This window comes from Polyangium sp. 6x1, from assembly GCF_029946515.1.
Taxonomy (GTDB): domain Bacteria; phylum Myxococcota_A; class Polyangia; order Polyangiales; family Polyangiaceae; genus Polyangium.
Genome location: NZ_JARZHH010000053.1, coordinates 1 through 13477 on the forward strand (window position 1 = coordinate 1; position 13477 = coordinate 13477).

Genomic DNA, 13477 nt, shown 5'->3' on the forward strand with positions numbered 1-13477 from the left:
CCCCGGCCGCGTCGGCAGCTGCCGCGCCGAGCGCCGAGGCCCCGCCGCCCGAGACCAGCGCCGCTGCCGCCCCCGTGGAGCCCGCAGGGTCCGCTGTCGCGGCGGCGTCGGCTGCCCCTGCCGCCGGTTCTGCGTCGCCGGCGTCGAGCGCGGCGGCTGGCCCGAAGACCTTCGATTGCGGCGCCAAGGGGCAAAAGCCCTGCCCGATGCAGGGCTGGATGAAGACGGTCATGGCCTCGGCGACATCGAGCGGCGACCTGACGAAGATTGCCAGTGGCCTGGCCTATATCGCGGGCAAGCCGCCGCCCGGCATGGGGAGCTGGGGAGCCATCTCGAACGAGGGCGTGGCCAAGGCGAAGGCCGGCGACCTCGATGGCGCGAAGGCCTCCTGCAAGAAGTGCCACGACCTTTACAAGGAAAAATACAAGCAGACGATGCGCGATCGCCCCTGGTGATCGCCGAGCGGGGGCCACGTTTTCGTGGCCCCGATGAAAAAAGCCCACGCGTCCCGTTTTGCGGGAGCGTGGGCTTTTTCGTTTGGGGGGTGGTTCAGCCCGGGTTCGAGGCGAAGCAGCAGCGGAAGCCGGTGTCGAAGAACTGGAAGTTCTGATCGACCGTGTAGAACGTGAAGTCCGACTGGGCGCCGGACTCGGCCTGCGTGTTGAAGGCGCCGCCGAGCAGCGGGTACGTGTTCGTCGCGGACTTCGTGATCTCGCGGAGGTTACCCGTCATGTCGAAGAGCTTCGCGTTGGTTTGTCCGGTCCAATCGACGTAGCAGCCCTTGAGGTTCACCTCGTCGCCGGTGGCGAGCAATCCGTTCTGAATGCCGGTCGTCCCCGGATCGAAATCGTAGGAGAAGCCGAGATTGCAGTACTTCGTGCCCGCCACGAACCCGGTCTTGCACTGGGCGAGCGGCGCATACCCCCAGAGGCAAGCATCCGGCGTGAAACGCGCGGCGGCCTGCCAGTCGGCGGTGGCGCAGACGGTGCCGCCGGCGGCGGTGCAGACCTGCTCGACCTCACGCGGGGTGACGTTGAACCAGGGGATCTTCCCAGGAACGGAGCAAGCCGGCGTTTTGTCGATCGTGGAGCCGCTGGGAGCGGCGGTCCAGAAGCCGTTGCCGGTGCCGGGGACGACGGCGGTGGCATTGGGGCGGCTGGCCTCGTACGTCATGATCCACTTGCTCTGCGAGCCGATCTTCGTGACCGTGGGCTTGACGTAATAGGTAGCGTTGGAGCCCTTCGCGCTGAAGGGCTCGTCGGCGACGCCGTCGCAATCGTTGTCGAGGCCGTCGCACTTCTCCTCGCAGCCGCCGGGCAAGCTCGCGCAGTTCGCCGGCGTGGCGCTGCAGACGACGGCCGTGGTGCCGTTGCAGACGTAGGTGCCTGCCGTGCGGCAGGCGCCGTGTCCGGGCGGGGGCAGGCCGTCGTCGGAGTTGCAGGGCTTGTTCCAGTTGGCGACGTTCTCGTTCTGGACGCCGTCGCAATCGTTGTCGAGGGAGTCGCAGAGCTCGAGCGTGCCGGCGCAGTAGTTCGGGCCGGCCTGGGTGCAGACGCCGGCGGGGAAGGTGCATTTCCAGCCGCCCATCACGCAAGCGACGTTGACCTGCGTGGTGCACTCGGGCTTGGTGGCGGAGGGGCTGACGCCGCAGACCTGCGTGGGCGAGGGGGCGATGACGTTCTCGTCGATCTGGCCGTCGCAGTCGTCGTCCAGGCCGTTGCAAGTCTCCTGCGCCGAGATGAAGTCGCAGTCGTACTCGCACTTCTGATCGTTGTTGAGATCGTAATAGCCCGGCTCGCAACCCTTGAACTGGCAAGCGCCGGAGACGCACGCCCAGGTGGAGTGGACCGCGCCGTTGTAGCAGCTATTGCCGCACGCCCCGCAGTTGTTGACGTCGCTCTGCTTGTCGGGCTGGTTCGTCAGCGCGCCGTCGCAGTTCGCGTCGATGTTGCAGCCGTCCTGCGTCCCCGGGGCCGCCTTGACGGAGTTCTGGCACGTGATGGCGCCGCCGACGCAGGCCTTCGTGCCGGCCTTGCACGGCGTGGTCGAGCCCGCAGGCGGCATCGCCGGGACGTCGCAAGCGCCGACGGCGTCCGGGGGCGGGTTGCCGCCCGTCTTGTCGATCTGGCCGTCGCAATCGTTGTCCTCGCCGTCGCACATCTCCGGCTTGGGATCGATGTTGCCGACGCAGACGAGGGCGCCGTTCTGGCATTGCTGCGTGCCGAGGTAGCAGGGGAAGATGTTGCTGACGCCGCAGGCCTTTCCAGCGTCGGTGGGGCTGTCGTCGATGACCCCGTCGCAATCGTCGTCCTTGCTGTTGCAGAGCTCGGGGGCCTGGTTCTCGACGAGGACGTTCGGCCCCGCGCACGTGATCTTGTTGCCCTGGCAGATCGTCTTGCCGAGGTGCGCCGGGGTGGCGCACTCGCCGTCGGGATCGCCGTAACAATCGAGGCCGAGCTGCGTGTCGCCCGAGAGATCGTCGGCGTCGTCGATCTTGCCGTCGCAATCGTTATCGAGGCTGTCGCCGCAGATCTCGACGCCGCCGTTCGTGATGTTGCACTGGTACTCGCAGCCCGTGGCGTAGGAGCCGTCGAGATCGTAGAAGCCAGGCTCACACGACTGGATCTTGCACTGCGTGTTGCTGTCGTTGCAGGCCTGGCCGGGCTCGGTGCTGCTCTCGCAAGCCGGGGTGCCGTGGAGGACGACGCAGGTGCGCCCGCACTTGCCGCAATCGGTGGTGCTGGTGCAGAGGTCGACGTCCTCGTCCTTGATGCCGTCGCAGTCGTCGTCCTTGTTGTTGCAGAGCGAGTCGTCGGCGCCGCCCGCGACGCAGTAATACTCGCAGCCCGGTGAGTCCGGATCGAGATCGTAATAATCGGCCGCGCACTGGCCGGTGCAGGTCCCCGGGGCATTGCCGGGATCCGCGCTCGCCGTGCAGGCGATCGTGTCGGGGTCGGTGTTCAGAAGGACCTGATAGCAATTGTTGGCGCAGGTGCCGCAGGCCTCCGGCGTGCTCCAGTCGGGCAGGTCGTCGACCTTGTCGTTGCAATCGTCGTCCTTGCCGTTGCACTCCTCGACGCCGCTGTCCGAGGGGACGCAGGCGCCGCCGCCGGCGCCGCCCTGGCCGCCCTGGCCGCCCTGGCCGCCGCAGCCGAAGAGGCATCCGCCTTCGCCGCCTTGACCGCCGGAGCCGGAGGAGCTGGAGGTGCCCGTGGCGCCGCCATCACAATCGCTGAAGCAAAACGCCGTGGTGGTGCAACCCGCGGAGCCCGCGGCGAGGGCGATCCCCGCCGCGGCTGCGAGCCATCCGAGTTTGGAAGAGAAGCTCATCACGCAACCTCCACGTTGCGCGCCGAACGACGCCGGCGGAGGAAGGTCAGGGACAAACCGAGGAGCGCGAGCCACCCGGCCGAAGAGCGAGAATCGCCAGCCGCGGAGCAAGCGCAGCCGCCGCCGCCCGTCGCGAGGCCCCAGGCGCCGAAGTCGCCCGTGCCAGCCGAGCCACCCGAGCCGGAGCCCGGGCCAGCCGAGCCGCCCGCGCCAGCCGAGCCACCCGAGCCGCCGGAGCCGCCCGCGCCGCCCGAGCCGCCCATGCCCATGGGCTCGACGCATTCACCCGGGGTGCAAGTGACGCCCGGCGGGCACTCGTTCAGACAAACCTCGCCATCCCGGCAAACGATGCCCTCGCAGGGGCAATTGCCGCAGGCGCCCGTCACCGGATTGCAGCAGCCGCCGCTCGCGCAGGGGCCGGCGCATTGGTTCTGGACGCACGTCGGCGGGGTCTGGGCGAGATCGCAGTACTGATCGGACGCGCAAGCCGGGCTGCAGCCGGCCACGCACGTGCCGCCCTGGCAAACCTGGCCCGACGGGCAATCCACGTTCGCGCACGACGAGACGCACGTGAACGTCGTGAAGTCGGAGCTCGGCTTGCAGATTTGATCGGCCGGGCAGCTATCCGGCTGGCACGGGTTGTCCACGCACGAGCCGAGGTTGCAGACCTTGTTGCAGCCGACGCAAGGCACGTTGTAGCAGTTGTCCACCACGCACTGGCCCGCCTTCGGCCCGTACTGCGTGCAGACCTCGCCCGCGCCGCAGCTCACGCCGTCGCACGGATCCTTGCAGCCCACCTGGCCCTTGCAGACGCAGACGGGCGGCTTGTGGCAATTCGCGTCGGCCTGCGTATCGGCCGGCGCGCAGAGAATGTTGCCGGCCGCGTCCTTGACCGTCTTCAGCTCGCAATCGGCGCAGGGCTCCGACACGCAGTAGAAGCCGAGGTTCTCGCCCGTCGTGCTCTCCGTCACCTGCTGGCATTGCTGGCCAGGCGGGCACGGATACTCCTTGCCAGGGTTGCACGCGCTCGAGCACTGGCACGTGCCATTGCTCCCCTTCACGCACTCCTTGCCGGTGCTGCACAGCGGAATGCCGTTGTTGGGGTTGTCGCTCACCCCGTCGCAGTCGTTGTCGGCGCAATCGCAGGTCTCGAGGACCGGCGTCGTCTCGCCCGTGCAGACGAACCCGCCGTTCTGGCAGGTGTACGTCCCCTGCTTGCACTCGCCCGTCTCCACGCCGCACGCCTGGCCGATGCTGCCGGCAGGCATGGGCTGCGGGTTCATCGAGCCGTCGACGCCGTCCGGCCCGGGGCCGCTCTCGTCGACCGTGCCGTCGCAATCGTTGTCGATGCCGTCGCAGAGCTCGGGCTGCGGCACCACGCCGCCGAGGCACTCCACGCCGGCCGCGCCGTTGCAGAGGAACTCACCCGGCGTGCACGGCAATGCGGTGCGATCGCCCGGATACAACGTCGTGTCGTACGCCGGGGAGCACGGGCCGCCCGAGGGGATGCCGTTGTCGTTCACGCCGTCGCAATCGTTGTCCTTGCCGTCGCAGATCTCGGACACCGGGCCGACGTCGTTCGCGCAATCGAGCACGCCCGCGGTGCAGATGAGCGTACCCTTCGCGCACTCGCCGGCGTCGGAGCCGCACGCCGTGCCGACCTGCGGGAGGCTACCGTCGTCGAGCATGCCATTGCAGTTGTTGTCGAGCCCGTCGCAGACCTCCGGGCTCGGGGCCTTCGGGTTCGAGCAGACCCACTTCTGCGTGCCCTGGCAAACGAGCTTGCCCGTGTTGCAGGGCGCAGTGAGCGTGCCCGTGCCATTGCAAGTGCCGCCGGTCGGCGGGCACCAGGTGAGGTTGCCGAACGTGCAGCAATTGCCCGGCTCGGTCCAGCAGCCGTTCATGCCGGCGGCCGGCGCGTCCGCGAGCGGCGTCTCGTCGATCGAGCCGTCGCAATCGTTGTCCTTGCCGTCGCAGACCTCGGCGCTCGGCTGCACGCCGCCCTGACAGACGAGCGCGCCATTGACGCAGGCCGTGAGGCCGGTCATGCAGGGCAGCTGGTTGTTGCCGCAAGGCGTGCCCACGCCGAACGGGCTCTCGTCGACGGTGCCGTCGCAATCGTTGTCGATGCCGTCGCAGATCTCCGCGCTCGGCCCCACGAAGCCCTGGCACGTACCATTGCAGGGCTGCTTGCCCTTCTTGCACTGGCTATTCGCGCCGTAATTCAGGTTCGCGGGCGTGCCGACGGGCACGCAATCGGTGGGGGCGACACCCTCGTCGATCTTGCCGTCGCAGTTGTTGTCGAGGCTGTCGCAGACTTCGGCCTGCGGGCTGTTCGTGCAGGGGTTGAAGCCGCCGCCGCTCGCCACGCAGGCGCCGGGGAGCGCCACGGGCTGCGCCGCCTTGCACGTCAGCGTGCCGGCGCAGTTCGCTGGCGTCGGGAGGCCACATGCGGCGCTCGGCGCGCCGTTGTCCGCGATGCCATCGCAATCGTTGTCGCAGCCGTCGCAGATTTCGGGCGACGGGATGCACGGCATGACGCAGACAGGGGCCTCGTCGACCTGCCCGTCGCAGTCGTCGTCCTGGCCGTTGCAGGTCTCCACCTTGGGGCAATGCGCGGGATTGCCGCACTTGTTCACGCCCTCGTCGATGGTGCTCACCGGGGTGCCGTCGAACTCGGGCCCCGGATCGCAGTTGTTGTCGACGTTGTCGCAGCTCTCCTTCGGGTTGTAGCAGAGCCACGTGGTCGGATCGTTAGCCTGCAGGGGCGTCGTGCAGGGCAGCTTCGTCAGGTCACCACTTGGGTTCATCGTGGTGATCGTGCTCTGGTAGGTCGAGAGGCACGTCGCGCGCTGGGCCGGCGTCGACCACGTGCAGCAGGTCTGCGCCTGGTTGCAGTAATGGGCGAAGCCTTCGTCCGTGCAGCCGTTGCAATTGTTGTCGACGTTGTCGCAGGTCTCGGGCTTGATGGCGGAGGCGATGATGTTGGAGAGCGCCAGCGAGAGCTGCGTCTCGCTTGTCGCCGTTTTCGCCGTCCCCGTACCGCCGGCCGCCGCGAGCGCGTCGTTGACCGGGCTCAAGCTCCCGAAGTCGATGACGTGCGTCTTGACCGACCAGTGGATCCCGCCGCGATCGAAGCCCGTGAGGAGATCCGCGGCCGCGTCGTTCGCGGCGCCGGCCTCGAGGTCGCACGACTCCGAGCCGTCCGTGACGAGGATCGTGTTGATCGTGCGGCAGCCGCGCTCACCGGACAGCGCGATCGGTGAATCGAACGTAGGGGTTCCCGTGGTCGGCCTGATCCACTGATCCGAGAGGTAGCGGTAGGCGTCGCGCAGGATGCCGTTCAGCGGCGTGCCACCTTCCGCCCAGAGCTCGTAGCTGAGCGGCCGTGACGGGTGCTGCGAGCAGTCGTTGTCGACCCACTTGAGCAGCTCCGGGATGTTCGAATCCTGGAGCGGCGGCGAGTAGAAGTTGTCGAGCTGCATCGGGACGAGGATCTCGGCGGAGCGACGATCCGCGGACAGCGGCAGCGACGTCGGCTCCAGCCCACAGCCGCCCGAGAACCCACTCCAGAAGCAGGTGCCGTTTCCTGGACCGTTGCCGCCGCCGGAGTCGCCGCAGGAGGCCGTACAGCCCGTGGCTGTGCCGCGCAGGAATGCGGCGAGCCCGAAGTTCACCTGACCGCCGAACGCGAAGAACATCTTCCGCAGCGCGCACTTGGCGTGGCTGATGCGGGTGTTCCCGAATCCGCAGGAGTCGGTCACCGGAGCGCCGCTCGGGGCGGCGGCCGTCATCGACCCCGAGGTGTCGAAGAGGATCATGAAGTACGGCTTCGCCGACGAAGGCCAGTCCGTAGGATTTGCGCTCAGGCACGCGGTAGGCTCGGCAGAGACTTGCGGCGCCACGAGCGACGATGCGGCCACGAGGGCCGCGCCAGAAAGAACCGACGCAATACCAAGCTTGCGACGGCCAATGCCACGGGAGAAGAGGGTCCTGTTCATGTTCTCGTGATCCAGCCCCGGCACGAGCTCGTCATGAAGCGACGAGCACCGGCCGAAGGAAAGTAGGAACGGGACGAACGCGGATTTTGCAAAAGGAGTTTGTCTCGACGCACGGGTTTCCATCACGCCCTGGCGGCCGGTGATCGGACGATGTTCCGTCCGATCCCGAGCGCTGGGAAGATGATGCTCGTTCACCCTACAAGAGTTCGTGCGAGGCGTAAACTCTCTTGATCGGGACGGAAGATGGGGCGTTTTTCGTCGTGATTTCGGCGGGATGGCCCGTTCGGGACGCGAGGGGGCTCCGCGCGGGTGGAGAGGCGAAGCACCAGCAGAGGTGGTGTCGGAGAACTGGCGGTTCCGACGTGGCCTCTCCGGCGATCGGTGGCCCCGAGCGCGTCACGCCCTCGTCACCAAACCGTAAGACATGGCCCCTGGGGGTCGTCTCTGCCCGTGGGCCGACATGCTGGCCATTGCCTGATCGTGTTCGGGAGCAGGGGTTGGCGCGCCATTGCGAGCGATCGTCATGGCCGCCTCAGCGAAGCAAATGGGCGAGATCCGCGGCGAGGGCGAGCCCCGCCGCGATCGCGCGGCCATTCGATGTGGGGAATTACGCGGCCTTCGCGCCCCGCGCCGAACGACGCCGGCGGAGGAAGGCCAGGGGCAAACCGAGGAGCGCGAGCCAGCCGGCCGGGGAGCGAGGATCGCCGGCCGTGGAGCAAGCGCAACCGCCGCCGCCCGTCGCGAGGCCCCAGACGCCCTTGTCCGGGCTCCCGCCCGTGCCGCCGCCACCCGCGCCCGGTCCGCCGCCGCCCGAGCCCGGTCCGCCGCCGCCCCCGCCGCCCGTGCCCGAGCTCGTGGACGAGCCCGTGTTGCCCATGGGCTCGAAGCACGAGCCGCCATTGCAAACCTGGCCGCTCGGGCAAAGGACGCCCTCGCACGGGCAGTTGCCGCAAGCGCCCGTGAGCGGGTCGCAGCAGCCGCCGTTCGCGCACGCCCCGGAGCACTTGTCCTGCACGCACACGGGCGGGGTCTGGGTCGCGTCGCACGTCTCGCCCGCGCCGCAGGCCGGATCGCAGGTCGGGACGCACGCGCCGTCCTTGCAGAGCGTGCCGGACGCGCAATCGACGCCCGCGCAGGTCGGGACGCACGAGAACGTGCTGAAATCGGCGCTCGGCTTGCAAACCTCGTCGGGCTGGCATGCGCCGGGCACGCAGGGGTTGTCCACGCACGAGCCGAGGTTGCACGCCTTGTTGCAGCCGGGGCAAGGCACGTTGTAGCAGGTGTCCACCACGCACTTGCCGAGGTTCGGCCCGGAGCTCGTGCAGACCTCGCCGGCGCCGCAGGTGACGCCGTCGCAAGGATCCTTGCAGCCCTCCTGGCCCTTGCAGACGCACACCGGCGGCGTGTTGCAATTCGCGTCGGCCGGGGTATCGGCGGGCGCGCAGATCACGTTGCCGCCCGCGTCCTTGACCGTCTTCACCGAGCAATCGCCGCAGTTGTCGGGGACGCAATAGAACCCGAGCGACTCGCCCGTCTCGCTCTTCGTGACGTCCTCGCACTTCTGGCCGGGCGGGCAGGGGAACTCGCCGCCCTTGCAAGGCGAGGCGCACGCGCAGGAGCTCCCGCTCTTCACGCACTCCTTGCCCGCGCTGCAGAGCTTCGCCTTGCCCGGGTCCTGCTCGTCCGTCGTGCCGTCGCAGTCGTTGTCGAGGCAATCACAGGCCTCGTCCGCGGACTCCATGCCGCCGACGCACGTGAGGTTTCCATTGATGCAGCCATATTTGCCCTCGGCGCAGACGCCGACGTTCAAGCCACAAGGGTCGCCTACGTTCACGGCCGGCGGCGGGGCGGGGTTCGCCGAGCCGTCGATGCCGTCCGGCGCGGGGCCGGTCTCGTCGATCTTGCCGTCGCAATCGTTGTCGATGCCGTCGCAGACCTCGGGCGAGGGGCCGACGCCGCCCGAGCAGTCCGCGCCGCCCTGGCCGTTGCATTGATACACGCCCGGCTGGCACGGCGTCGCGCTGCGATCGCCGGGGTAAAGCGTGGTGTCGTACGCGACAGAGCACGTGCCACCGGCCTGGATGCCGTTGTCGTTCGTGCCGTCGCAGTCGTTGTCCTTGCCGTCGCAGATCTCCTGCGTGGGGCCGATGTCGCCCACGCAATCGAGCACGCCGGCGTTGCACGCGAGCGCGCCGATCACGCACTCGCCCGTGTCGCTGCCGCAAGGCTGTCCGACCTGGGCGATGTTGCCGTCGTCGTTCATGCCATTGCAATCATTGTCGAGGCCGTCGCACGCCTCGGGCTCGGGGGCCTTCGGCGTCGCGCACACCCACTTCTGCAAGCCCTGGCAGACGAGCTTGCCGGTATTGCAAGGCGCGGTGAGCGTGCCCGTGCCATTGCAGGTCCCGCCGGGCGGCGGGCACCATTGGAGGTTGCCGAACGTGCAGCAATTGCCGGGGTTCGCCCAGCATCCGTTCATGCCGGCGGCCGGCGCGTCCGCGAGCGGCGTCTCGTCGATCGAGCCGTCGCAATCGTTGTCCTTGCCGTCGCAGACCTCCGCCTGGGGCTGCGTGCCGCCCTGGCAGACGAGCGCGCCGTTGACGCAGGCCGTGAGGCCCGTCGTGCACGGCGCCTGGTTTACGCCGCACGGCGTGCCGACGCCGAACGGGCTCTCGTCGACGGTGCCGTCGCAGTCGTTGTCGATGCCGTCGCAGATCTCGGCGCTCGGCCCCACGAAGCCCGAGCAGACGCTGGATCCGCAGGGCTGCGCGCCCTTCTTGCACTGGCTGTTCGGGCCGTAATTCAGGTTCGGCGGCGTGCCCACGGGCACGCAGTCGGTCGCCGCGACGCCGTCGTCGATCGTGCCGTCGCAGTCGTTGTCGGCGCCGTCGCACGTCTCGGGCATCGGGCTATTCTGGCAGGTGTCGTACCCGCCGCTCGCCACGCAGGTGCCGACGGGCACGTTCTGCGGCGGCTTGCACGAGAGCGTGCCCGCGCAGTTCATCGGGGTCGCGAGGCCGCAGGGGATCGTGGGGACGCCGTTGTCCGCGACGCCGTCGCAGTCGTTGTCGCAGCCGTCGCAGATCTCGGGGGAGGGCACGCAGAAGCACGCGTCGCCGAGGCCGTCGTCGACGAGGCCGTCGCAGTCGTCGTCGACGCCGTTGCAGATCTCGGCGGTGGGGCAGTGCAAGGGGTTGCCGCACTTGAAGACGCCCTCGTCGACCGCGTTCGCGGCGTTGCCGTCGATCGTGGTGTCGGGATCGCAGTTGTTGTCGGCGTTGTCGCAGGTCTCCTTCGGGTTGAAGCAGAGCCAGCTCGCCGGATCCTGCTGCTGCGCGGCCGTCGTGCACGGCAGCTTCGTGAGGTCACCGTCGGGATCGGCCATGGAGATCGTGGCCTGGTACGTGGAGAGGCACGTCGCGCGCTGGGCCGGTGTCGCCCAGGCGCAGCAGGTTTGTCCCTTGTTGCAGTAATGGACGAAGCCCTCGTCGGTGCAGCCGTTGCAGTTGTCGTCGGCGTTGTTGCAGCTCTCGGGCTTGATCGCGCCGGCGATGATGTTCGCGAAGGCCAGGCTGAGCGAGGCCTCGTTCGTCGCGTCCTGCGCCGCGCCCGTGCCGCCGAAGGCCGCGATCTGGTCGGCCTGCGAGCCGACCTGGCCAAAGTCGATCACGTGCGTCTTCACGCTCCAGGTGATGCCGCCCTTCGTGAAGCCCGTGAGCAGATCCGCCGCCGCGTCCTTCGCGTCGTCGACGGTGTCGCAGTTCTCGCCGCCGTCCGTCACGAGGATCACGTTGACCGATCGACACGGCCGCTCTCCCTGCGCGAGATCCCCGAGCGGCGAGGGGTGCACGAGGCCCGGCGTCGCGGGGCTCGCCCAGCCCTCGTAGAAGTACTTGTAGGCGCTGCGCAGCATGCCGTTCAGCGGCGTGTTGCCCTGCGCGAAGAGCTCCTTCTGATCGGAGCAGTCGCCGTCGACCCACTTGAGGAGCTCGCTGATGTTCGAGAGGTTTGGCGGCGGATTGTAATAGTTGTCGACGAGCATCGGGACGACGATGTTCGCGCCGTCGCGGCAGCCGGAGTTCGGCTGGGCCACGGGCGGGGTGCCGCACGTCGCGGGCTCCGAGCCGCACCCCGCGAGGCCGGAGTTCGTCGTGTAATCGCTGTGAACGCAGGCCGCGTCCGTGCACGCGGCGTCGCAGCCCTTCTGGATCTTGGCGAAGGTCGCGAGCCCGAAATTCGCCTGCCCCGCGAACGCCTGGAAGGTCTTTCTCATGGCGCAACGGCCATGCCCGAGGCGGGTATCCGCGAAGCCGCACGAGTTCGTACCCGACACGGGGAGCGTCATGGATCCGGACGTGTCGAACATCACCATGAAGTAAGGCCTCGACGGCGCCGGCCAGGCCGACGGATCGAAGGACAAACACGCGGCCGGCTCCGCGAGCGCCGGGCTCGCGGCAAAGGCCGCCGCAGCGGCGAGGCCCAAAGCCGCCCCGACCTTCACCTGCATCCCGCGCTGCCCAAGAAGTGCAAGAACCCTGCTGAACATCGTGTCCTGTCCCCGCTGGCCCGCGTCAGGCGCGCCCCGCATCTCCCCCGGCCCGGGAGATCTGCCGAGCACGCACGCACGCCAACGCTCCATGCTCGCACGCGAGCGCGCGATCCAGCAAGGCGCGATGTTCCCAATTTCAGAAGAAGGCCGCCCGTCACGACCACGGCGGCTGTCAGGCATTCGACACGGACGCGCGCGCGTCGGCCGGATCCCCGAGCCACGCACCAGGACGAACCCGCGCGAGCGCCCGGAGAGGCCCGAGCAGGCGAAGCCCGTCGGGAGAGCCACGAACGCGCTTTCCCGGAGGCGCGCGTTGCGATACACGAAGGGGCATACCGTGGGATCCGGCACTTCGAGCTCTGGACGCGATGCTCTCTCCTCCGCCCGGCGCGCCGCGCCCGCCGCGCTCGCCGCCTCAGGCCGCGCCGCGGCGTCCGAAGCAAGAGCGCCGCAAGCGAGCCCGCCCGGCGCGTCGTCGTCCTCGGCGTCCACGCGGCCGCGCGGCCGGCCGAAAGGCCCGTTCACGCAGCACCGGCGCCTCGACACGCTGCGCGCACTCCTGCAGCGGCATCCAAAGGGCCTGACGATCTACGAGCTCGCCCGCGAGCTCGACGTGACGCCGCGATCGATGCGCCGCTACCTCGCGGAGGTGCGGCGCGATCTCGACCTCGTCTCGACCACGAGCAAGCCAGGCGGGACGCGGCTCTGGCGCCTCGCCCCCGGGGAAGCGCCCCGGCGCGTCGAGGTCCGCCGCACGCAGGCGTACGCGCTGCTCGCCGCGCGGCGCCTGTTCGAGCCGATGCGCGGCTCGACGCTCTACGAAGAGATCGACCTCGCAGCGCAGCAGCTGCTCGGCGTCGCGCGCCGCCCCGGCCGCGGCCCGAACGCGGGCGTAGCCGACGCACGGCTCGAAGAGCGCTTCCTCTACCTGCCGTTCGCGCCGAAGGACTACGCGGCGCACACGGAGGCGCTCGACGATCTCTTCCAGGCGGTCGCAGATCTGCGGCCGCTCTCGTGCCGGTACCGGCGCGCGAAGGACGGGCGCGAGGACAAGGTCGTCATCCATCCCTACGCGATGGTGCTCTACAAGGACGCGATCTACTGCGTCGGCCTGCACGCGGGGCGCGGTGAGATCCGCACGTTCTTGCTCGACCGCATGCGCGACACCGAGTGCGCGACGACCGAGCGCTTCGATCTGCCCGCAGATTTCCGGGTCGAGGACTACTTCCAAGGCACGTTCGGCATCTGGTCGGGCGGCGCATCGACGCACGTGGTGATCGACTTCAGCGCGAAGGTCGCCGACTTCGTACGGACCCGGAAGGTGCACCCGTCGCAGGTGATCGAGGAGCTACAAGGCGGGGGCGTGCGCCTGTCGCTCGACATCGGCGACATGACGGAGCTGACCTCGTGGGTCCTCGGCTTCGGCGAGACGGCACGCGTGCTCGAGCCGGCCGATCTCGTGACGCGCGTGAAGAAGGAGCTCGAGCAGGCCGTGGCGAACTACGAGGCCGATCCCGAGGACCGGCCGAAGGTGAAGAAGAGCCGCTCGTCGTGATCTTCTCGATGGCGCCTCGCTGGGGCTTTGCTCCAGGCCCCA

The 13477-nt window shown here is 69.0% G+C and carries 5 protein-coding genes and 1 pseudogene; 2 read left to right on the forward strand and 4 right to left on the reverse strand.

The window, feature by feature from the left end:
* Positions 1-232: pseudogene (locus QHF85_RS35745) on the reverse strand (hypothetical protein); the annotation flags it as partial.
* Here QHF85_RS35745 and QHF85_RS35750 point away from each other — a divergent pair.
* Entirely contained in the window at positions 231-455 is a 225-nt protein-coding gene (locus QHF85_RS35750) for a hypothetical protein (RefSeq protein WP_281331881.1), read from the forward strand. The pseudogene QHF85_RS35745 and the gene QHF85_RS35750 overlap by 2 nt on opposite strands.
* Positions 456-549: 94 nt before the next feature.
* On the opposite strand, the gene QHF85_RS35755 is transcribed toward QHF85_RS35750, so the two are convergent.
* The 3 genes from QHF85_RS35755 to QHF85_RS35765 form a co-directional block, all read right to left on the reverse strand.
* On the reverse strand, positions 550-3330 hold the full coding sequence (locus QHF85_RS35755; RefSeq protein WP_281331882.1) for a MopE-related protein: 2781 nt from the start codon (positions 3328-3330) through the stop codon (positions 550-552).
* Positions 3330-7331, reverse strand: a complete 4002-nt coding sequence (locus QHF85_RS35760; protein ID WP_281331883.1) for a MopE-related protein — start codon at positions 7329-7331, stop codon at positions 3330-3332. The genes QHF85_RS35755 and QHF85_RS35760 overlap by 1 nt, the downstream gene beginning before the upstream one ends.
* A gap of 607 nt (positions 7332-7938) precedes the next feature.
* Positions 7939-11877: a MopE-related protein gene (locus QHF85_RS35765; protein WP_281331884.1), complete on the reverse strand. Its 3939-nt coding sequence runs from the start codon at positions 11875-11877 to the stop codon at positions 7939-7941.
* Between the two features lie 316 nt (positions 11878-12193).
* On the opposite strand from QHF85_RS35765, the gene QHF85_RS35770 reads away from it, so the two are divergent.
* Complete coding sequence (locus tag QHF85_RS35770) at positions 12194-13435, forward strand: WYL domain-containing protein (RefSeq protein WP_281331885.1); 1242 nt, start codon at positions 12194-12196, stop codon at positions 13433-13435.
* The last annotated feature ends 42 nt before the right edge of the window (positions 13436-13477 follow it).